Genomic DNA, 20,921 nt, shown 5'->3' with positions numbered 1-20,921 from the left:
GTCATATCAAGGTAAAGCCAGTCGCCGCTGCGGAAAATATTCTTTACATAGACGCCGTTATCGAGCATGTTTGTCTCTTTCAGTCCGTCGATATATACGGCAAGCACCTTTTCTATGTCCTCCTCAGGAAGACCCTTGTTGATATCTACCTTGCGCTCCGTGAACTTTCCATTATCCGGTATATAGAGCGTATAAGCCTCACTGCCGGATGCTGAAGGTGCGCCTCCTCCTGCCGGCTGAGGCTGTTCGACTTCGGCACCGCTGCCATAGACACCGCCCAGGCGCGGACCGCCTTTTTTATCTGCCCAGCTGAAGAAATAGTTGGTACCGAGATAGCCTATGGCGAACAGGACCGCGAGCAGCGCGAACCAGGCAAATATCCTGACTAGAATCGGGGCTTTTCTGCACTCGTCATTCCCATCGTCATAATCGTCATAATCATCGGTCTTGGCGGTTTTCGTCCTTGGATTACGGATATCTTCCTCATCCTCAAGTTCGCGTTTCCTGAGACCACGGCGCGAAAAGAGGGTTGAATATGCCGATTTCCCAACATTTTCAGCCGGCAAGGCACCCCTGCGCGACTCTTCCTCCCCCGCCATAGGATTCCTGCGGCGGACTGCAGGCTCATCGTAGTCAGAATCTCTTTTTTCTCTGATTACGAAATGTCGGGTTCTCTCTTCGGGGTCCCTCATTATATGCATTCCTCCTGTTACCCTACCGGACTACGACAGGGTGTTCTTTTATATAACTGACTATGCCATTAGCAAAACTCCTGCACAGAGATTCCCTGTAACTTTGGGAATTGAGCCTCTGCGCTTCGGCCGCGTCCGTCAGATATCCCATTTCTATGAGCACCGCCGGCATAGCCGCTCCTCTAAGCACAAAGAAAGGAGCCTGTCCCACCTTGCGCATCGGAAGCCCGGAAGTTTTTGCGGAAAGGTGCATCACCTCGGCAAGCGTCGTGCTTTCGTTTATTTTGTCGTTCTGCTGCATATCCCCGAGTATCTTCAGCAGAAGTTTTGTCTTTTTATCCGACCGCTGCTCCGCCTCCTTAACTGAATCGGCGCCGCCGCTGATTTCCTTGTTTTCTGTGATTGCGAGCTGCAATGCATCTTTGTCCGAAGGAAGCGCCATTATGTAGAACTCAAGTCCCGCCGCATGTTTTCCCTTAGGCATAGCGTTGCAGTGCATGCTGACAAACACAGCGGCATTCCGGCTGTTTGCAAACGCGGTACGCTCCGCAAGCTTCAGATAGACGTCGGTGTCTCTGGTATAGCGGATATCAACTCCATACGACTGGAGAATTGCGCCAAGCTGGAGCACCGCCTTTAGATTTATATCCTTTTCACGGGCACCGTTCGCCATAGCCCCAGGGTCATGGCCGCCGTGACCTGCGTCAAGCACAACTATCGGCCTCTCCTTGCCCTTGAACACCGTAGCGGAAGGAAGGACCGCCGGTTCGGCTTTCTGCTTTTGTTTCTCCGGCATGATTTCCTCTGTCTCCGCCTGCGGTTTTTGCATGGTCTTTTCCTCGGGTTTCGCCGCCGGTTTTTCTTCCGCTGCCGGAGGCGCCTCATCCGGCGCGGCCCAGCGCAAGCCTGATCCTTTCCTGCCTATTGCGGCGTAGAACTGATCAAGCACCGTTATCACAGACTTCGAGTCTGCCCACCAGTGTTCCCCTTCGAGTAAAACGGGGTTAGGCAAGCTGACGATGGCACCGTTCACGCGCACGATAGCGGAGTTATTCCAAAACTCCATTTTTTTGCCGCCATACACTACCACTATACCCTCCCGCACCGAACTGCGTGCAAGACCAAGTGCGGAGACGACCTCTTCCACCGCGACATCCGTTCCGCCATGTTCGTTCTTCCGCGAAGCGATGTCTCCCTTTTTTATATCTCCGTACCAAAGCGAGAGCGATTCCGCCGAGGCTGCGGCAGCCATTACGAAAAGCATAGCAACCGCAAACAGCAACACCTTTAGAATTTTTTTATCTGCCTGCAATGACAACATCCTCCACCACCAAAGTCGGCGCTCCTACCGCACCGAAGAACTCCAGGTCAGAACCTACCGCAACTATGCTGCCCAGAAAATCCATAAGGTTTGACGCGATCGTGACGCCGCTGACGGGCTTCGTCAATTCCCCGTTTTCTATCATCAGGCCTTTTGCTCCTATGGAAAAATCGCCGCTTATCGGATCTATCGTATGCAGCCCCATAAATTCCGTAACATACAGGCCATGTTTTATCCTGCTCTGCAGCGTTCCCGGAGTTTCAACGCCGGCTTCCAGGAAAATATTGGACGTCCCGACATCGGGCAGGGACGACATGTCCCTGGACGCATTGCCTGTAGAACGGACCCCGTCTTTCCATGCATACTGAAGATTATACAGGAAAGACTGTGCTATGCCATCCTTGATCAGTATCGTTCTGCCGGTCGGTACACCCTCGGAATCCCAGGGCCCGCTTCCTGCCTTCCACGGTATCCTTCCGTCGTCAATAAGGGTTATGCAGGAAGACGCAACCGCAGAACCAAGACGCCCCTTCATCATTGAACGGCCTTTATGTATCTCCGGAGAGCAGAAGAGATCTCCTATCACATCTACAAGCGAAGCCGCAACCTCAGGCTCTATCATTATCGTATAAACTCCGGTCGGTATCAGTGTGCCGCCAAGCGCAGACACCGTCCTTGATACGGCCAGATCCGCAGTCTTTTTTACATCGAGTTCGTCAAAACGGCGTGATTCAATGCCATATCCGCCTATTTCGATAAACTCTCCCTCCCTGGCAAGCACCGTAACGCCGCAGCTTGCACTGCTGCCGCGTTCCCAGCCGGCAAGCCCTGTTGTCGTGCAGTAGAAGGAGGCACCCCAACCGTCATTCCACGCGGCGCTCCGGACAGATATAATACGACTGTCCTTACCTCTGGCCATCTCCGTCATACGCGCGCACATATCAAGCCGTTCCAGGGGCGTTATCTGAGCGATCCGCGGGTCTTCAAGCTCAACAGCCGGATCCTCCGCAAGCTTACCGTCGTAAAGCATTATGCCCTCTTCCGGCTCGGAATTACGGCAGTTGAACAGGCTCCACTCGATAAGGTCCCTGACCGAAGAACTATCCAACCTGTTACCGTAGGCTATGCCCTGCCTGCCATCGGACATGATGGTCCTCACTCCGATTCCTGCGGTGAAACCAGTGACGCACTCCTCCACTTCGCCATCCATCATGGACAGGCTGGCCCCCGCACCTTCGGAGTAGAGGACGTCGGCAGCCGATGCTCCTCCGCGCTTAGCCTCATCAAGAGCCCATAATGAAAGGGACTCCGCATCGGAGCGGACAAAAGATCCCGTCACGCCGACATGACCTCAATTATCACCGCCGCGGCACGTTCAACATCATCCCTGTCCACGTCAATATGCGTGACCAGGCGGACGCGGCGCGGGTTTATCATATTTAAAAGGAGTCCGCGGTCTTTGCAGCGGGCCTCAAAATCATCATCTGAAGGATGATGCGGGTCAAGCGGGAAGAACACCATGTTCGTCATGTTAGGCGTAGGCTCGACCTTTACTCCGCCCTTTTTAAGCAGATCTGCAAGAAGTTGTGCGTGGCTGTGGTCCTCTGCAAGGCGCGGGATATTGTTCCTGAGGGCATAAAGTCCCGCTGCGGCGGCGATACCGAGCTGACGCTGCGCACCTCCAATACGTTTGCGCCACTTTTTAGCGCGTTCAATGAAATCGTGTGACCCGCAGAGCATAGAACCCATCGGAGCCCCCAGCCCCTTCGAGAGGCAGAACTGTACTGAGTCGACCTCTTTCGTGAACTCTCTTACATCAACGCCGTAATAGACAGATGCGTTGAAAATGCGCGCTCCGTCAAGGTGTACATGGAAGCCCTGCCTGCGTCCCTCCCGTGCCGTTGCCGCAAAACGTGCCGGATCGACGGCTATCCCGCCGGTATAGTTATGAGTGTTTTCAAGAGCAAGAATGGTGGTTTCGGGATGGTGGATGTTACCGTCAGCACGGCTGGCCGGAGCTATATCCTCTGCTTTGGGGATGCCTTCGTCGTCATCCAGCGGATAGGGACAGAGGCCGGCGACTGCTGAAAACCCGCCGACCTCGGCGTTCCATACGTGCGAACGTTTACCGGCAAGCAGGCTCTCTCCGTGGCGACCAGCCGATACAAAAGCAAGCAGATTGCCCATAGTGCCGGAACAGGCGTATATAGCGGCATCCATACCCGTCAGTTCTGCCGCGTATGCCGCAAGCGCGTTTGAGGAGGGGTCGTCGCCGTAAATATCATCCCCAACCTCCGCCGATGCAATGACGCGGCGCATTTCGTCGGAAGGCTTTGTAACCGTATCACTGCGAAAATCCATGATCTTGTGCATTATATATTCCCCCTTGAAATATTTTATAAAACTACAGCTGAATTCTGTAAGCCGGTTTTAAATCCCCGGAACAAACATCTTTATATATTTTTTATTATTCAGGGTATCCCTTGCTCTGGCGATCATTTGACGGCGTTTATATTTTCACTCCCAGCCTTGCCCAGGGTATAAAATCCTCGCTGACAGGTATGCCCAGATCCGCATCCTGTCCGCAGCCCCCATGAAAATCTGATCCGGCAGTCGGATATAACCCGAACTTATCCGCCAACGAAAGAAAACTGTATATCTGCTCCGGGCTGTGCCCCGGATAAAGAGCTTCAATACCCCATAACCCGCAGTCCCTGAGCCTTGAGATAAGTTTGCCGAGTCCGTCGTCGTCAAGACGAGTCTGAGCCGGATGGGCAAGCACTGCAAGGCCTCCGGCTCCGTTGATCAGGGATATGCATTCCTCCGCGGAGAGCCTCGCGCGGGAGACATAAGCCCGTCCCCCGGGACCGAGATATTTTATGAATGCCTCCGCCATCGTCGATACGTAGCCCTTCTGAATCATCAGGCGCGCGATATGAGGACGCGCGACGACCTGACCCCCGGAGAGTGCCTTCGCATCTTCAAGTAAAATATCAAGTCCGTCTGCCTGTAATTTTTTGCATATCTCCGCGTTTCTCACGTCACGGTAATTTCTTATATCATCAAGCTTGCGCTCAAGTTCGGTATTGTCCGGAACTATGCGAAAACCCAGAATATGCAGGGTATGATCTGAATCTGCGGACAGCTCGATCCCAGATAATCCCTGGACCCCATATTCCTCACATGCCAGCCTGAACGGGAGAAGCCCGTCCGTGGTGTCGTGGTCAGTAAGACTTAACAGTGACAGATGTCGCTTCTTCGCAGCATGTACGATAGCCCCGACAGTAAAGGTGCCATCCGAATACGTGCTGTGGACATGCATGTCGATGAGGATCATTCCGGTGACTTCCCATGCTCCGGGACGCAACATTCTTTCATAAATCCGACGATAGCCTGGGAGAGTATAAACGCGACTATGCCCAGCTTACTGAGGTCTTCCGTTGAAAACGCCTCAGTCTCTGCCGATTCTATCTGTAGGACGCCAAGTTTCTCTCCATGGGCAAATAGCGGTGCCGACATAACGGAACGCGAGTCCCTGCAAAACGGCAGATCCTTGGACGGTTCAAGCCTGCCTGTGACATAAGGCCTTCCGGATGCGAACACTTTCCAGACAGCACCGCCGTTTCTCTGGAGATCAGAGCGAGGTTTCCCACCGCATTCCGGTAAAAATAACCCGCCCCTGTCATCTGCAATGGCTATGAAAACAAAACTGCCCGCGGCCATTTCACGTATCTTTTCAAAAGCTATTGAGATCATCTCCGCAAAAGTCGCCCCCGTTGATAAAGCAGAGGAAAGCTCCTCCATGCTGGGGATCATACGATTAACAGAGTCGCGGTAATAAAGCATGAAACCTCCGATGGAGAAGAGGAGCACGAATACCGACGCCGTCTCAAACCATGAAAAAACTCCGCAGATCGAACCGGCCACAGATACGGCTGCGCACAGCAACAAGTTGGTCCTGTATGACCATCGTCCTGATTCATTCAGCCCCAGAAAAGCAGATATCACAAAAGCCACGAAAAGCCAAGCCGAACCGAAAACACAACTGAACCAGCCTCCGGCAACCATGAGCAAAACCCACAAATACTGCGGCCAGAATTTTCTCCTGCGAAAAATAAGGGCAGCCGGCCGTTCAGAACTCTTCACGATGCAGAAGCCCTCCGTCAAGAGTCAATATTGAAATGCCTCGGGAGTCAATTATAGCTGCGCTTGCAGGATCCCTGCCCTTTGGGATCGTGGTCGAGCCGGGATTCAGAAAAACAGTATCTCTTTCCCGCACAACGGATGCTATATGAGTGTGTCCCGAGATAGCAATATCTGCCTTATAGTCGAAAGCCATCTGTCTCAGAAGTGGAAAGTTATCCCCATGCATCATAAGTATTTTTTTACCGTTCCACCAGATGGCGACATAGGGGGCAAGCAAAGGAGTCAGAACCATCTGGTCCACATCCGCGTCACAGTTCCCTCGCGAAATGAGCAAGACGTCGCTGTATCCGTTTATAGCATCAGCAAGATCCGCCGGCGTATACCCGCCTGGGATAGCATTGCGCGGTCCATGATATAAGACATCGCCGGCGTGAAGAACCGCGTTTACCTCTCCAAAAAGAGCAAGCGACGCGTTCCACGCAGGAAGGCTCCCATGTGTATCGGACATAACGCCAATTTTTTCACCGTCTATAATTTTAGCTGCCATCTGTTTTTCACCCTTTCTGCCGCATATATTATATAATCAGAGCGCCAGTAAAGACACAGACAGGGGTGTAAGTTTTATGAATATCGACATAAAAAACTTGGAAGAACAGGACATAAAGGCTCTCGTGCATTCACTTGAGCTAGTCTCAGCACGCCTCTTCGAATCAGTAATTACACTTAACCAGACAGCGTGCTCAAATACGCCGGAGATGCAGGATATGTTCCATCAGTGGATATCCTGTCTCGGAGAAGAGGTTGTAGACATAATTGAAGAAAAAGGAACATTTGACCCGGCCGAACTTGCTCAAAAAATCGGAGTGACACCGGCAACAATAATCTCCCTTGCTTTTTCGCTCCACCGTCAGGGAAGGATCAAAATAATGGGAATAACAGCGGAACCAAGCGACGGCGGCAATCAGGAGATCTGCGGCTGTCTGAAATAGCGATCTCCATAGCGTATATACTTGATAGTTCAAAAAATTCCATCAAAATCTCGAATTTTATAGATTTTGTCCACAAAAAATGATCGAGCGGTCCGTCTTCTGAAACAGCAATGCGGACCGCTTTCATATCTGCCGGAAAATTTATTGCCCTTCTCTGAATCTCTTAACTACTGCGAGTAAACCGTCAATATCTTCAGGATGAACATCCCCGATGTTACCTATACGAAAAGTTTCCGCTTCTGAGATTTTCCCGGGATAGAGAACATAGCCGGCGTTTTTTGCATATTCATAGAACTGCTTGAAAGAAAAAGAACAGTCCTGCGGATAAAGAAATGACGTGATGATCGGTGATTGAAGCTCAGCGGGAAGCAGGGTTTTAAAACCGAGGGATCCCATGCCTGAAACCAATTTGTCATGATTGGCCTTAAACCGCTCGAACCTTGCCGGCACACCTCCCTCGTCATTCAGTTCCTTCATCGCTTCTATAAATGCTCTTACAACATGCGTGGGAGAGGTGAAACGCCACTTGCCTCCATAGTCTTCCATGGTTTTCCACTGACTATACATATCCAGAGAAAGAGAACGGGCGAAACCTTTGCATTTTTCAAGGGAGGACTTCTTTGCTATTATCAGCCCAAATCCGGGGACACCCTGTATGCATTTATTTGCGCTGCTTATCATGAAATCTATGCCCACTTCATCGACGCAAAACGGGATACCGCCAAAGCTGCTCATTGCATCAACAATAAACAACTTGCCGTATTTCTTGGCGATTTTTCCCACTGAAGCTATGTCGTTTAAGATCCCTGTCGTCGTTTCACAGTGGACTATTGCCACGTGGGTTATAATGTTTTTATCCGCCTTAAGTATATCTTCGACTTTTTCAATATCAATTTGCTCCGTCTCTTTTGCGGCGATTTCAGTTGTGTCTATATTCAAAATTTTTGCTATCTCTAACATCCTTTTCCCGTATGCCCCATTGCTCAGGACAAGCAGGTTGCCATCTCTTGGGAGGACGCTTCCGATGACAGATTCCACAGCGAATGTCCCGCTGCCCTGCATCAGCACGGAGGTGTACAAGTCGCGCGAAGATTCTTTTGAAACTGCGATCGTTACGAGGTCCCTCCGGAGTTTCTGAATAAGTGAGTTATAGTCTTCGTCCCAGGTACACCAGTCCCGCAGCATTGCGGCCTTAACAGAAGGGGTAGTGGAAAGAGGGCCTGGCGTCAATAGAAGATATGGATTTTCCAATATTTTCACCTCTTTTTTACCAAGTAAACTTAGAATTTTGGTTTATTTCATCAATGAAGGACGGCAGATTTAAAATATTTTCTATTACATAATCAGCTCCGGCTCTGTAGAATCTTTCTTCCGCATGTTTTTTTATGAGGTTGATTTTTTCCTGCGGCAAGGTTTTATAATCTTCCGGCGAGAGGCCGACTTCATTGCTTCCGTCCAGCACGCCAATGCTCCATACTCCGGCGTTAAGACCTTCTTTAATGTCACTGATGGTGTCTCCAACCTTTATAATACTTTTAGGGGGGAAAACCCCCAGTTTTTCCATATTTTTAAATATCATGTAGGGATACGGCCTTCCACAAGAGACCTCATCCGGCGTAACCAGCGCATCCGGGCAATAACCTTTCTTTTTGGCATTAGCTGTGACAACTTCCATCATCTCAGTTGTATATCCCGTCGTAGAACCAATTTTCAATCCCCGGGCACGAAGTTCTGAAACAACATCGACGACCCCTTCTATTGGTTCTGAATAATCAGAAAGCACCTGCATAAGCGCCGGTTCGAAGTCGGCGTACATATCCCTGACGTCACTTTCGTTCGGCAAATGTCCAAACTTCTCAACGAATCGTGAGGATATTTTTTCCATGTTCAGCAACGCCCTTATATGGTCGATTTTAGGCAGTCCCATAGGCTCTCTGGCTTCTTCGATACTTATTTCGATCCCGCGTCTTGCAAATATCCCGATGAATACATTAAGTGGGGCAAAGCAGCCAAAATCAACAGTCGTGCCTGCCCAGTCCAATATTACCCCTCGGATTTTCTTCTCGCTGTCTAACATTTTCAACACTCCTTATATATAGAATTTTATATTTTTACTACATCTGTACTTTTGTGGGAAATTAATTCGTAGAGCAGACGTACTATAATATTGGCCATGATCACAAGTACCGACAAAGCAGCTGCAGGAGCTATATCTCCCGCATCTTCCATATTTACGATAGCCACAGAGGCAAGTTTGAAATCCGGCGGATAGAGAAATACGACAGCAGATATCGTTACCATTGAATTAACGAAAAAATAGACCGAAATTTCAAACAACGCATCCCAACACATCGGCAGAGTGACCCTTAAGAAAGTCCTGTAGGAAGGGACAGACATTAATTCGGAAACAGCCTCTATCTCTTTGTCCAATTTTTTAAGGGCGGAAGTGGCTGTAATAAAAGGAACAGAATAGAAGTGAACAATATTTGCAAGTATTAACACCGTTGCAGTTCCATAAATGACTCTAAGGGGATTGCCGCCAGCGCTGAAGAAGAATATGAACGCTATTCCTATCGAAAGGCCCGGCAGCGCAAGCGGGATAACGGAGAACAGGTAGTCTACCTGCCGGATGAAATTATACCCGCGAACTTTTTCAACGAGCCATGCATTGACGAAGATAAAAACGGTACCAAAAACTGCGGTCAGGCCTGCTGTAATAATGCTGTTCCCAAAGGAGCTGAGCCCGCCTGTAGCCGGGCTGTCAACTAAAAAGTGTTCTATCGTCAATCCCATGTCATAAGGCCATGCTTTTATTATAGAAGCCATAAAAACTGTTGCAAACATGGCTATTATAAAGACGTTCACTGCAATACAGTATATCGTCAGCCCTATATCCCTGATTTTACCGGGGATGATTCTGTATGTTACGCTTTTTGAGCTTATTGTATCTCTGTTCTTAGATTGGGTCAGCCTGTCGGTAACGAACATTATTATTGCCGGGATCATAAGCATCAGGCCGACAACAGCTCCCATTCCGAAATTCTGCTGGCCTACGACCTGCTTATAGATATCCGTAGCAAGCACGTTGTAGTTGCCGCCGACAACCGTAGGAGCCCCGAAATCCGAGAAAGAAAGCGTAAAGGAGACCATAAACGCACTGATCAGACCGAACCTTGCTCCTGGCAGCACCACGGTCATAAATGTCCTGTATGCGCTTGCCCCCATTACTCTCGCAGCCTCATAGAGTCTGTTATCGGAGTAAGAAAGGGTTACAAACAGTATCAAAAAAGCCTGCGGAAATGTGTAAACTGTTTCACAGATAATTATTCCAAGAGGCCCGTAAAGAGGAAGTTTCAACCCGGCCATCGTAATGATCCCTTTATTGCCTATCAGATAAATAAGCGCGATCCCAAGCATCATTGTAGGCGCAAAAAGAGGGAGCATGGCGGTAAAACGGAGAAATCCCTTAGCCGGAACGTTTGCTCTTGTAAGTGCGTACGCATAGATAAATGCCAGGACAACGGACAATACGGCCACCCAGGAGGAGATGGCCACAGAGTTTCTGAGCGAGACGACAAGATTCGGTGATGAAAAATATTCGCTGAAGTTCATCAGTCCGATGAATGTGCCGTTGTTGTTCTGAAAAGCTTTTGCAAAAAGTGCGGCCATAGGACAAATTACGATGATAAACAAAAAAAATATACTAAATATCAACAAAAATAATTCTATATTATTGCTGCTCCTGATTTTCTTCATCTAAGCACTTCTTAAAGTAATAAGTTTATCGTTGGGGATGTCAATATATATATCAACGCCGCGTTTAAGGGAAATGCCGTCGTTATGCTGTGATGCTATATCCACAGTCATTTCGCCGGATTCTGAAAGTACAAAGATACGATAGAAGGATCCCCGGAATTCGATATCGGAAATTTTTCCATGTATACTGTTCTCAGAGCAATTATGGCAAAGCCTGAGGCTTTCCGGACGGATGATGAGACGCTCTCCGACAAAGTTGGCTGTTCCGACAAAATCAGCTACAAAACTGTTGCTTGGAGAATCATATATTTTTTGCGGAATATCAATTTGCTCGATAACAGCGTTGTTCATCACGATCATACGGTCAGCCATAGACAGGGCCTCTTCCTGATCATGTGTCACCATAATCGTTGTGATCCCCAGATGTTGCTGGATGCGACGGATTTCTTTGCGGAGCTTACACCTGACCTTGGCGTCAAGAGCTGAAAGGGGCTCGTCCAAAAGTAGAAATTCCGGTTTTAGAACTACTGCACGTGCCAGGGCCACACGCTGCTGCTGACCGCCGGAGAGTTCCTGGGGATATTTTTTACGGTGTTCTGTCAGGGCGACAAGTTCAATTATTTCATCTACCCGTGACGCTTTTTCCTTCTTCGAAATGTTGCGGTTCCACAAGCCATAAGAGATATTCTGTTCAACATTCATATTTGGGAACAGTGCATAAGATTGAAATACGATCCCAAAATTTCTCCTGGAGGGCGGCTCGCAGGTAATATCCCGTCCGTCTATCTCAATGCTTCCTCTTTCTATATCTTCAAGCCCGGCTATCACACGAAGCAGAGTGCTTTTCCCGCAGCCGGAGGGTCCAAGGATACAGACGAACTCTCCGTCGCATATATCAAAACTTATGTTGTTCAGCGCGATTTGGTTCCCAAACTTTTTCACTATGTTTTTTGCGCGGAGAGTCGCCATGATCAATTCACCTGCCGGTTATCCGTTAATTCTTTGGTTCGCTCTTGCCATCGTAGCGGGCGGTCCACTTTTTAAGGATACGGTCTCTGTTCTGGGCCGACCACCTCAGATCGTTATTCTTTACAAGCTGCGAGAAAGGATCCTTTGAATATCCATCGGGGATCTTGTCGCTGACTTTGACCGCGGTAATAGCGTAATCATCTTTCAGGGCATTGATAGCTGCGTCTGATATCGCCCAATCAAGGAACAGCTTTGCTTCTGTTTTGATATTCGGTTTCTTTATAAGCGCGTTTGCCTCAACATCCCATCCGCTGCCCTCTGCAGGAAAAACGACTTTAACAGGCGCGCCTTTCTTAAGTTGATTGACCCCGGCGTAACCGTAGGAGATACCAACTGCAAACTCTCCGGCAGCAGCCTTTTTGGCGGGTGCAGAGCCCGAGTGCGTGTACATTGCGATATTTGCGTGAAGCTTATCAAGGTATTCAAAGGCTTTTTTCTCCCCCATCAGGTGAATGAGGCCTGTTACTGCAAGAAACCCCGTCCCTGATGAGTTGGGGTTGCTCATGATTATCCTGCCCTTGAATTCCGGTTTCAAAAGATCCTGATATGATTTAATTTCCGGAAGATTGTTTGCTTTTGCCTCCGCGGTATTGACTATTATTGCGCACTCCCATGCATCGATTCCTACCCAGACAGGAGGATTGGCACTGTCTTTAAGCATTTTATTGACTCTGTTCAGCCCCTTGGGCGCATAGGGCTGTATCATCCCCCTGTTTTCCAGAACCAGAAGGCTGGATGCCGCAGTTCCCCAGACAACGTCGGCAGGAGTATTTGCACCTTCTGCAAGAAGCTTGGCAGTAATGATCCCGGTCGAGTCTCTGACTATCTTCACATCGATGTCTTTGTTCTGCTCCTTGAAAGACGCAAGGTATTTGTTTATCTGTTCGTTTTCAAGAGCGGTGTAAACGACAAGGTCCTTTGCGCTGGCTATTGATGCTGACATAACAACGCAAACATAGACGGACAAGACAAAGAGAAAATATCTTCGCATATTTTTGAAACACCTTAGACTCATTTTAATAATCCCCCTCGAAATTGAAAAACTTTTATGTACCAACACATTAAACTACTCATCCGTAACGGCTGTGTGCGGCAAACGTTACAGATGTGTTAAAAATAACCGGTGTCAATTTTTTATCTTTTGAAGGGCTATAAGGGCTATGATATGTATTTTGAGTTACGGAGACTCCCAGGCGAGACAGGAAGTTTGAGGCTCACGGACAAGGCAGTGTCCCTGGTGAGATCACAGAGGAACAAAAAGATATCTACGCCGACCTTGGGATCCCGATCCCATCGTTATAAATTTGGGAATGTAGGTTAAATATGACCCAAAACAAGGTCGATTTTATCAAAACTTACTCTTTTTCGTTACCCACCATGGAGCCATCGAAGAATCTTTATGACCGCTTGCAACCAGTTCCCATAACATTGCAACAAGACTGTTGATGCGCGCAATAAAAGCAAAGAGCGGCATTATCGGCAAAAAGCAGACTCTGGACATATCATCCCTTGGCCTCTCTGAAAGACACATGACGAATATAAGATACATAATCGTCAACATTGCAAAATAAAACATGTATATCAGAAGGAGCAAACTTAAAGCATAGCGGAGCGGATATGCCGCAAAAAGCCAGACTGTGTACAGAAATATAACTATCGGCATCGCTATCTGTGAGAAAAGTCCGGTGAGAAGGATCATAATGAAATTAGGCCATCCAAGCAGCCTCGGATCAAATGAATGCCAGTGTTTACGAAAGTACAGGTACGAAAGATCTCCGTCCCACCTGATCCTCTGCAGAAGAAAACCCTTGAAAGTCCGAGGTACATCTGTATGTCCTATGGCCTCAGGGTCAAATATGATCTTAAACCCATCCTTGTATCTGCCAAAATAATTCTTAATACGGAGAGTCAAATCCAAGTCTTCCGCCGTTCCGGCATCCCAGCCGCCTACAAGATCGAGTATTCTTCGCCTGAATATGCCAAAAGCCCCGGATATGTTGTTGACTACATTAAATGTGCTGAGTCCAGTCTTGGATGCCTGTATCGAGATAAAATACTCTATGGCCTGCAATGATGCAGCAAGAGAGTCATCCGCGTTACGCACACGCAGGCATCCGGATACAGCCGCTACTGCAGGGTCTTCAAAATGCCTGGTGGCCCTCTCGATCATGTTGTTATCGAATGATGTGTCTCCGTCCAATGCCATAATAATCTCACCGTTTGCAAAACTTAATCCTGTGTTAAGGCTGGAGACACGCCCACCTCTCTGCCATTTTGGAATAACAACGAGTTTTCTGTTATCGAAATTCGATACATAATCCACCATTCCCGTTGCAGCTTCATACGTGGCTTTATTTTTTGCTGCCCCGTCTATCATTGCAAATATCTCAATTTTGCCCGGATATATCTGCTCTGTGAGTGAAGAGATCGTCCTCTGTACATCAAGCCCTTCGCTGTAACAAGTTATGATGCATGAAACAGGGGGGAAATATGGACGTCGTTCTCCCTCGCGCATGCGCTCAAATGTATATTTAAAGACACCTGCGATGATAAGAATTGCAAGAGGCAGTTCAAAAAAAAGCACAAAGGGTACGAAGCGAAAAACAATGGACCATAAATCCCCGCTGTTCAATGGATAGACAATCTGAGCCATCAGAAATTGAGCGTAGTTATGCATCTTCCCGGCTGTAGTCTGATGACAGTTCCTCTCCGAAAATCTCCATCTGCCTTTCAACAGATACACCTGAAAGATCGCACGGCATTGCAAAACATTTTGCTGTAATGCTTATTTTAGGCACAGAAGGTACTGCTATAAGATCAGACAGGGCACATATACGGCGGGCGATTATATTGCATTGTTCATCCGTTGTGCGGGGCAGGAGAATCCAAAATGTGTCCGGAGCCGTGCTGGTGGTCATATCGGTATTTCGGAGCATTTCTCGTATGCGCGAAGCCATTTCGGACATAAGTTCTTTGAAAAATTCTTCTCCCAGCGCCTCCTCAACCTCATAGACTCTTGAAAACTTTATTCCAAGCACTGAAAAGGCTTCGTCAGGGTAACGTTTTCTCAGGTTGACGAACCAGCCAATCGTATGGCAGAAGTATGAGAAGACAACATTATTCATATCATCAAACAGTCGTATTGCAATCTGCATCGTCCCCGTTCTGACTGCCACAGATCCCTTTTCAGAAATATGGAAACTGAAGATGTTGCTGACGGCGAGATCCTCAGGCTCCGTCTGAGTTCTGCAATAAAAACAATCCGCTTTTACATCCGGTTCTATAAAACGGGAACCGCAGACACAGCACTCATAGGATTCAAGCGGGTGGTCATAGTCACTTCCAAGGTGGCGCAAAACTGTTTCACAGTTCGGGCATACAAATGACATATTCCTGGTAAAATCGATTTCCGGCGCGACATGTCCACAAGTAAAGCAGTGTATCATTGTCTTTTTTTCGAAGTCTATGCTGCCGCAGTTTGGACAAAGATCTATATAGTTTAAATGGCCGGTCCCGCATTTGGGACACCGCCGGATTCTGTCAGTAATCTCAGTTTTTTCTATATATCCATTCTCCTCAAGGTAATTAATGATTTTTGTGGATGACGGCATCTCTGAATCAAACTTAAAAACCCCGCATGTCCTATACATCTCTTCCCCTCTCAGGCGCTTGGGAGAGATTAACTCATTATCCAGGAGCAGTGCGGCCACCGGATAGACATATACCCATGGGGAAAATGGAACGCATAAGGGTTTAAGCTCGTATGCCTCTCCCCTTATATACATATATGACATAAGGCGGAGGTTATGATTATCAAGTAATTTCTCAGAATGGATCTTTTCTAAACGATCAAGTATTGTCTCGGCCTCTGTAAGTCTTTCCTGTATATCGGCGGTTATGCCGTCAGACAGGCAGTCTATATCTCCCATAGAGTGTGAAAAATATATAGGATCACAGCAAAACACAGCAGATCTTCTGAGTAAAGCCAGAGTCTCAAAAACATTGGTTCTGTTCTCTGTGTTTTTGTTGCTCAGGCCGTCGATAATTATAATACCAGACGAGACATGATCATCCATCAAAGCCTGTGGCGATGGATAATCAAAAACTTTCTCGTTTGAAAAATGAGATATATCGTTTCCAAGAAGGATTCTATAAATTTTATATTTGCCCATTTTAATACCCTCCTTCTAATGGAAGAATCTGATTCCCCAGTTAACTTTCAACGGCAGTCCGTCCACAAGTTCTTCCGGCAGGAGAGGCTCTTTGAAATTCAAGCATACCTTTATACTTCGCAAATTGGAGAGGAAACTGTCACCAAGTCCATTTGGGGCGTTCTGGGCTGTTATCGGCATTTCTTCAACCTCAGCGTCAATACGCCTTCCTGTTCCAGGAATAACCACCGTTGCTTTCGCTCCAGGTTTAACATTTCCGAAATCTTCAGGCGCAACATATACGACAGCCTGAGCAGTGGATGGATCGGATAACCACATAAGTTCCTCACCTGCGCTGACATTCTGCCCTACAGAAAATTCTATAGATTGCACCCTCCCTGTCCTTTGGGCTGCTACATCAAATGACGATCCGGCGAGCCCTTCAAGATAGCTGATGCTTTTGTTTAAATATGCAATACGCTCCTCTGTGCCTTTTTCTACTGTGACGCTCACTCTGGATGCAATGATACTCTGCCGTTCTGCCTTGGCTGAGCGCAGCTGAGCTTCCGCCTGGTCAACTTCTGCTCTAGTAGCAGCTCCTGCATTCATAAGTGACCTCATCGTATCGGCTTCTTTTTCAAAATACAAAATTGTTTCGTCAACCAGCCTGGTGGACAAGTGAGGAACGGGATTATATTTCCTCCCAACAGAGGAGACTAACACTTCACGCTCTGCCTTCATCAAGGCTAGTTGTTCAAGCCGTTCGGGAGTATTTACCCTTTTTATACGTGCAACAGGTGCTCCGGCAACAACCTCAGAACCGCTTTTTACAAGCATTTCGACGACCAGACCGTTTTCAGGCGTCCTCACAGGATATTTCTCCATCGATATGATGCCGGGCGAGGAAGCGAAAATCCATCCGGCAAAAATATGCCCTAGAAGGATGGCAAAAGGCAGAAAGACAATGAAAAGGATGGACCACCAAAGCAGCTTTGCTCTCCCCCTCTTTGATGCGGCATATGGGATCCTCACCCCGTCTTTTATTTCCGGGTTCTTTTTATGAGCTGGAGAGAATGAAACTTTCATTAGAGCATCCTCCTGTAGTCTTCCCATGATTGTATCAAGATGCCCTTAAAGCTCCCGCTGTTGATCAGGCGCTTGCTTATTTTCATCATACAGCTTTTATACCGTTCCAAGCCAAACGACATATAACTTTCCTCCGGAGGCAGGTCCTTCTCCACACTCTGCGCCAGCGAAATCTTAAGGCCAGGCTGCATCAGCATTATCTGCACAACACGTTCCACCACAGCATCAGGGTTGGTGGAGTATAGCATCACAGCAATATATTCAAGGTTGATTTGTTTGAGTCCATTGTTTGAGATGACGCCAAGTTCTCCCTCAAGATACCGGGGGTGTATCGATATCGATAAAGGCAAGTCCGTTATATTTTTTACTTCTCGGACTGTTTCTATAAGTTCCTTAAGCAGTTCAGGCCTGCGATTCTGTGCAGCAGGCAGGGAATCCGGCTCAATATCAAGGTGTATCCCCTGGAATTTAAAACCTGACATCTTACGCACAATATCAAGAAGCTTTGCACGCTCTTCCGGATAGATCCAGTTAGGCTCCCCAAGCAGAAGATCCACACGTATGCCGGACATCTTCGCTGAAGACAGCAGGCCTTCCAGTTTCATCCTGTTGTAATAGACATCAAGATCAGCAATTTGAGCTGGGTCCAAGGCGAGGAGAATGTGTGAGAATCCTTCCCTCTGCAGTTCAATAAGGCGCTCCTGCCTTGTTTCAGGCGCAAGAAAGGGTGCGGCGTCCCAAATATAAACTGATTTCGGCTGGAAACTGGCTACATCAGGTAAAACTGTATCACCGGAATTATCGGCATCAATTTTTATCGGGACTGTTTTTGTAGGGATACTTTCTTTTACAGATGCGTCTTCTGCATCTCTTATGTCCAGTTTTTCTCTGGTTTCAGTAATCTTTGCTGCTGGCCTTATCTCTGTCATTTTTTCGGTTTTAGAGGCCGTTGCTGAAGGTCCTACCTCCTGTTGTTGTTTTTCGGTCAGCGGTATTATCTGCCCGCTGCCTCCCGGCACAGATGAATAGGAGACAAGCCAATCAGGGTCAAGCAGTCTCGCTCTCCTGGAGTTGTCTGATATAGGGCGAAAACGCTCTGCAGGTTCAAATGTACGTCCACCCGGATATGCATAACTCAGCAAATCGGCGCCGGTCTGCATAAAAATCATCTCCGAATCAAGCATATCCAAGGCGACACGATAGTACTGGTAGCGGCTCTTCTGGAGCTGTTCAAAGGTATCGCCGGCAATGGATGTATGCCGGATTATCCTCTCGCGCACAGCCTCGGACATCGCAGCCAAACGTGATTCCTGGGCCCGGATATTTACGACAGCATAACCGGCAAGGGCTACAGCTTCTTCTGCCTCGCCCTCTATTTTGATAAGCATAAAAAGTTCTTCTCTCTGTGCCGCTTTTAAATCTTCAACCGCCGCACTATGGACCTTGTCTTCCTTAGACTTCAATGTCCCTACCGGCTCCGTAATATTAACTGCGGCATAAACCCCTGTACCCATTTCACCGGGGAAATCTTTGTCAGCAGTCATGCCGATAGTAAAAGAACCCTCCCTGTCCGTACTTCTCTTTGTTTCAAGAAGTTTTTCGTATCTGCGGAGGGTCTCTCTGCGCATCAAAAGCTCTGGGTGAGTGGCTGTATCAGCCGTCAAACCATGAAAATCAGGTAAGGTAGGGATATCAACATACTCCGGCATGGGCCAGAGACATCCCGTGGCAAGGCGGATAATCTGAAGAGCCTGTGTCTTTCTCAGTGTTGATACAGCTATATCCCTGCGGGCCATATCGTAAGACGTCATAAATTCAAGCCTGTCGGCAGGAAGCAGCAGCCCCTTCTGCTGTCGTTCGGCAAGAACTTTTGAAACCACCGGCTCCGTTGATAAAAAACGTTCCGACATTTTTGTTTTTTCACATTCAGCCCAAAGCGTCACATATGCTTTCCTAAGTGCCGTTAAGTTGTGGAGTGTGATTATCTGCGGGCGGTATTTAGCGTTGACCGAACGAATTTCGGCTTCGATTTCACTTATCTTTTGCTTGCTCCAAGTACCGAAAATAGGAAAAACAAGACCGGCGCCAACACCAGCTTTTTTGTATGACTTTGACTCCTCGCTGGTTTCAAACAACGGCTCGTCGCTGTAGGAGAGTGTCGCGTTTAAAAAGTATCTTACCCCCATCCGCTGGCGCTCAAGCTCCTCAAGCTGAGAATCACGCCCCATGGCCGAAATGGCTGCAAGCACCTCAGGACCGCTATTTACCATCGTTTCAGCCTCCGAAAGTGGCGGCAGCGATTTTTGCACGGAAGAAGAGGCTGGTTCTGCCTTGACCAGAAGAAATATGAACAAAAGCAGAAATATCCATGATTTCTGCAATATGCCTCTCTTTCTGTGGTCAAAACAAAAGAGCATAGTATTCCTCCCATATCATTTTTTATAATTTTTCCCCAATATTTACAATACAATTATATCATTAACTGTATTTAATCCAGAAATCATATAAAAATTATATACACTGTTCAGGCCAGACCGTCCAAGAAATTACATTTGACCACAAAAAGGAGTAATAAATCTAATATTTTAACGATAGTAAGCGAGATCAAATGAGGAGATATAGGGGAAATACCTGTAACTCATGCAGGTCCATGTATTTTATGCAGGCTGAGCAGATCAGTTATGGCTGCGATAAAACCAATCGTGCTGATCGGTATAGTGCAAAAAACCAATAGCCTCGCGGACGTGGGACAATCCTCGGGCAAAACTCTTCTGAATTTTCGGCTCCTTCATACAGATACGCTTGCATGAAAACAATAAATCATTCCCTAAAAAGGGGCCTCTTAAGAGGCCCCTTTTTAGTGGGTTAATACTCAACTTCCCCACCTCTTGCTACTAGTGGATTCAAAACCTCTGTTTTTCGTCTTCTCTGTATGTTATTCAGCGGAGAACCAGTGGCTCTAAAATATTGAAGTCGCTGGATTCCCGATCTCGAAACGCACTCGAAATAGTTCAGTCACTATGGTGATTTGTTATGTCCCTCTTTCGAGGAACAGCGTCCTTCCTGATCAAAAGCATGCGGGAAAGACGGTGGGAAAGTTAAGGACATAACTCTATATTATCCGACCTTAGCCATTATCATTTTGCCGAAGCCCGTAATTACCGGAAAATAGCCCTTCAGCTCTTCGTCCAGCAAGGGATCTCCTGTGTCTGCTATAAGCGGTTTTCCAAAAAGGGCCGACATCTTTGAAGAGTTGGCGATTATCATAATGTTCTCTCTGGGGATCATCCTGATAACATCGGGACTGAGCTGCTGGTTGCCCCTGCCAAAGATATGCCCCTGTCCGCCGATGACCGTTATTACAAGATGGCGCTTGTTTTTCCCGAAACCTGAAAGTGCGTCTCTGATCTCTCTCTCAGTCATGTCCCTTCCTGCAAGCGCTTTATTTACTACGGCATCCACTCCAAGCAGCGTGCCCTCGATGTTAAGTTTCTCTTTTATCGAGTATGTGGTATTTCCCGACCCTATCAGATATATTTCATCTTCCCTCATGTTTTTGATGACATATGACGCGATATCAAGCATTTCGGAACCATCAGAAGAGAAGCTTCCGGACTTCCTGTCCTGCATGAACTCCCTGTCATCGGGCACCCTCATATAGCCGTAAAGGCGCGCGTTTACGACGTTATTCCTGAAGGCATCCTCATCAAGGTCCATTACCTCAGCAGGAACGAACCTCTTTACCTTGCCC

General features: G+C 47.6%; 18 protein-coding genes. 1 reads left to right on the top strand and 17 read right to left on the bottom strand.

The window, feature by feature from the left end:
* The 7 genes from LLF78_04375 to yfcE all read right to left on the bottom strand — a co-directional run.
* On the bottom strand, positions 1 to 692 hold a 692-nt coding region (locus LLF78_04375), incomplete at its 3' end, for a hypothetical protein (protein MCE5201728.1).
* Positions 693 to 714: 22 nt separating this feature from the next.
* Positions 715 to 2,004, bottom strand: coding sequence for an N-acetylmuramoyl-L-alanine amidase (locus LLF78_04370; GenBank protein ID MCE5201727.1), 1,290 nt, complete (start codon positions 2,002 to 2,004; stop codon positions 715 to 717).
* The gene (locus tag LLF78_04365; GenBank protein MCE5201726.1) at positions 1,991 to 3,352 is read right to left on the bottom strand and encodes a TldD/PmbA family protein; all 1,362 of its coding nucleotides are present in this window, start codon (positions 3,350 to 3,352) and stop codon (positions 1,991 to 1,993) included. The genes LLF78_04370 and LLF78_04365 overlap by 14 nt, the downstream gene beginning before the upstream one ends.
* The gene (locus LLF78_04360; protein ID MCE5201725.1) at positions 3,349 to 4,389 is read right to left on the bottom strand and encodes a threonine aldolase; all 1,041 of its coding nucleotides are present in this window, start codon (positions 4,387 to 4,389) and stop codon (positions 3,349 to 3,351) included. Before LLF78_04360 ends, LLF78_04365 begins: the two co-directional genes overlap by 4 nt.
* Before the next feature lie 133 nt (positions 4,390 to 4,522).
* Entirely contained in the window at positions 4,523 to 5,383 is an 861-nt protein-coding gene (locus LLF78_04355) for a PHP domain-containing protein (GenBank protein ID MCE5201724.1), read from the bottom strand.
* Positions 5,347 to 6,159, bottom strand: a complete 813-nt coding sequence (locus LLF78_04350) for a GAF domain-containing protein (protein MCE5201723.1) — start codon at positions 6,157 to 6,159, stop codon at positions 5,347 to 5,349. The genes LLF78_04355 and LLF78_04350 overlap by 37 nt, the downstream gene beginning before the upstream one ends.
* Positions 6,146 to 6,706, bottom strand: coding sequence for a phosphodiesterase (yfcE, locus tag LLF78_04345; GenBank protein ID MCE5201722.1), 561 nt, complete (start codon positions 6,704 to 6,706; stop codon positions 6,146 to 6,148). The genes LLF78_04350 and yfcE overlap by 14 nt, the downstream gene beginning before the upstream one ends.
* Before the next feature lie 76 nt (positions 6,707 to 6,782).
* Here yfcE and LLF78_04340 point away from each other — a divergent pair, with 76 nt between their 5' ends.
* Positions 6,783 to 7,148, top strand: coding sequence for a hypothetical protein (locus tag LLF78_04340; protein ID MCE5201721.1), 366 nt, complete (start codon positions 6,783 to 6,785; stop codon positions 7,146 to 7,148).
* 141 nt (positions 7,149 to 7,289) lie between these two features.
* Here the strand turns inward: LLF78_04340 and phnW are convergent, their stop codons facing one another.
* The 10 genes from phnW to LLF78_04290 all read right to left on the bottom strand — a co-directional run.
* Positions 7,290 to 8,408, bottom strand: coding sequence for a 2-aminoethylphosphonate--pyruvate transaminase (phnW, locus tag LLF78_04335; GenBank protein ID MCE5201720.1), 1,119 nt, complete (start codon positions 8,406 to 8,408; stop codon positions 7,290 to 7,292).
* A gap of 7 nt (positions 8,409 to 8,415) precedes the next feature.
* On the bottom strand, positions 8,416 to 9,225 hold the full coding sequence (locus tag LLF78_04330) for a phosphonoacetaldehyde hydrolase (GenBank protein ID MCE5201719.1): 810 nt from the start codon (positions 9,223 to 9,225) through the stop codon (positions 8,416 to 8,418).
* Between the two features lie 26 nt (positions 9,226 to 9,251).
* Positions 9,252 to 10,904: a putative 2-aminoethylphosphonate ABC transporter permease subunit gene (locus LLF78_04325; GenBank protein MCE5201718.1), complete on the bottom strand. Its 1,653-nt coding sequence runs from the start codon at positions 10,902 to 10,904 to the stop codon at positions 9,252 to 9,254.
* Entirely contained in the window at positions 10,905 to 11,873 is a 969-nt protein-coding gene (locus LLF78_04320) for an ATP-binding cassette domain-containing protein (protein ID MCE5201717.1), read from the bottom strand.
* Positions 11,874 to 11,898: 25 nt separating this feature from the next.
* Complete coding sequence (locus LLF78_04315) at positions 11,899 to 12,924, bottom strand: putative 2-aminoethylphosphonate ABC transporter substrate-binding protein (protein MCE5201716.1); 1,026 nt, start codon at positions 12,922 to 12,924, stop codon at positions 11,899 to 11,901.
* A gap of 357 nt (positions 12,925 to 13,281) precedes the next feature.
* On the bottom strand, positions 13,282 to 14,610 hold the full coding sequence (locus LLF78_04310) for a glycosyltransferase family 2 protein (GenBank protein MCE5201715.1): 1,329 nt from the start codon (positions 14,608 to 14,610) through the stop codon (positions 13,282 to 13,284).
* Positions 14,603 to 16,105, bottom strand: coding sequence for a diguanylate cyclase (locus LLF78_04305; protein ID MCE5201714.1), 1,503 nt, complete (start codon positions 16,103 to 16,105; stop codon positions 14,603 to 14,605). Before LLF78_04305 ends, LLF78_04310 begins: the two co-directional genes overlap by 8 nt.
* Before the next feature lie 15 nt (positions 16,106 to 16,120).
* Positions 16,121 to 17,170 carry an HlyD family secretion protein gene (locus tag LLF78_04300; protein ID MCE5201713.1) on the bottom strand — a complete coding sequence of 350 codons (1,050 nt, stop codon included), beginning with the start codon at positions 17,168 to 17,170 and terminating at the stop codon, positions 16,121 to 16,123.
* Positions 17,170 to 19,440, bottom strand: coding sequence for a hypothetical protein (locus LLF78_04295; GenBank protein ID MCE5201712.1), 2,271 nt, complete (start codon positions 19,438 to 19,440; stop codon positions 17,170 to 17,172). The genes LLF78_04300 and LLF78_04295 overlap by 1 nt, the downstream gene beginning before the upstream one ends.
* Positions 19,441 to 20,287: 847 nt before the next feature.
* Positions 20,288 to 20,921, bottom strand: a 634-nt coding sequence (locus LLF78_04290) for an ATP-NAD kinase (protein MCE5201711.1), incomplete at its 5' end; no start/stop codon positions are given.

Source organism: Synergistaceae bacterium (assembly GCA_021372895.1).
In the GTDB taxonomy this organism is placed as follows: Bacteria; Synergistota; Synergistia; order Synergistales; family Synergistaceae; genus JAJFTP01.
This window is presented reverse-complemented; position numbering and strand designations above follow the sequence as displayed.

Coding starts and splice junctions, on each gene's coding strand:
- LLF78_04355 (MCE5201724.1), bottom strand. CDS start 5,383: ATGTTGCGTCCCGGAGCATGGGAAGTCACCGGAATGATCCTCATCGAC.
- yfcE (MCE5201722.1), bottom strand. CDS start 6,706: ATGGCAGCTAAAATTATAGACGGTGAAAAAATTGGCGTTATGTCCGAT.
- LLF78_04340 (MCE5201721.1), top strand. CDS start 6,783: ATGAATATCGACATAAAAAACTTGGAAGAACAGGACATAAAGGCTCTC.
- LLF78_04330 (MCE5201719.1), bottom strand. CDS start 9,225: ATGTTAGACAGCGAGAAGAAAATCCGAGGGGTAATATTGGACTGGGCA.
- LLF78_04325 (MCE5201718.1), bottom strand. CDS start 10,904: ATGAAGAAAATCAGGAGCAGCAATAATATAGAATTATTTTTGTTGATA.
- LLF78_04320 (MCE5201717.1), bottom strand. CDS start 11,873: ATGGCGACTCTCCGCGCAAAAAACATAGTGAAAAAGTTTGGGAACCAA.
- LLF78_04315 (MCE5201716.1), bottom strand. CDS start 12,924: ATGCGAAGATATTTTCTCTTTGTCTTGTCCGTCTATGTTTGCGTTGTT.
- LLF78_04310 (MCE5201715.1), bottom strand. CDS start 14,610: ATGCATAACTACGCTCAATTTCTGATGGCTCAGATTGTCTATCCATTG.
- LLF78_04305 (MCE5201714.1), bottom strand. CDS start 16,105: ATGGGCAAATATAAAATTTATAGAATCCTTCTTGGAAACGATATATCT.
- LLF78_04300 (MCE5201713.1), bottom strand. CDS start 17,170: ATGAAAGTTTCATTCTCTCCAGCTCATAAAAAGAACCCGGAAATAAAA.
- LLF78_04295 (MCE5201712.1), bottom strand. CDS start 19,440: ATGGTAAATAGCGGTCCTGAGGTGCTTGCAGCCATTTCGGCCATGGGG.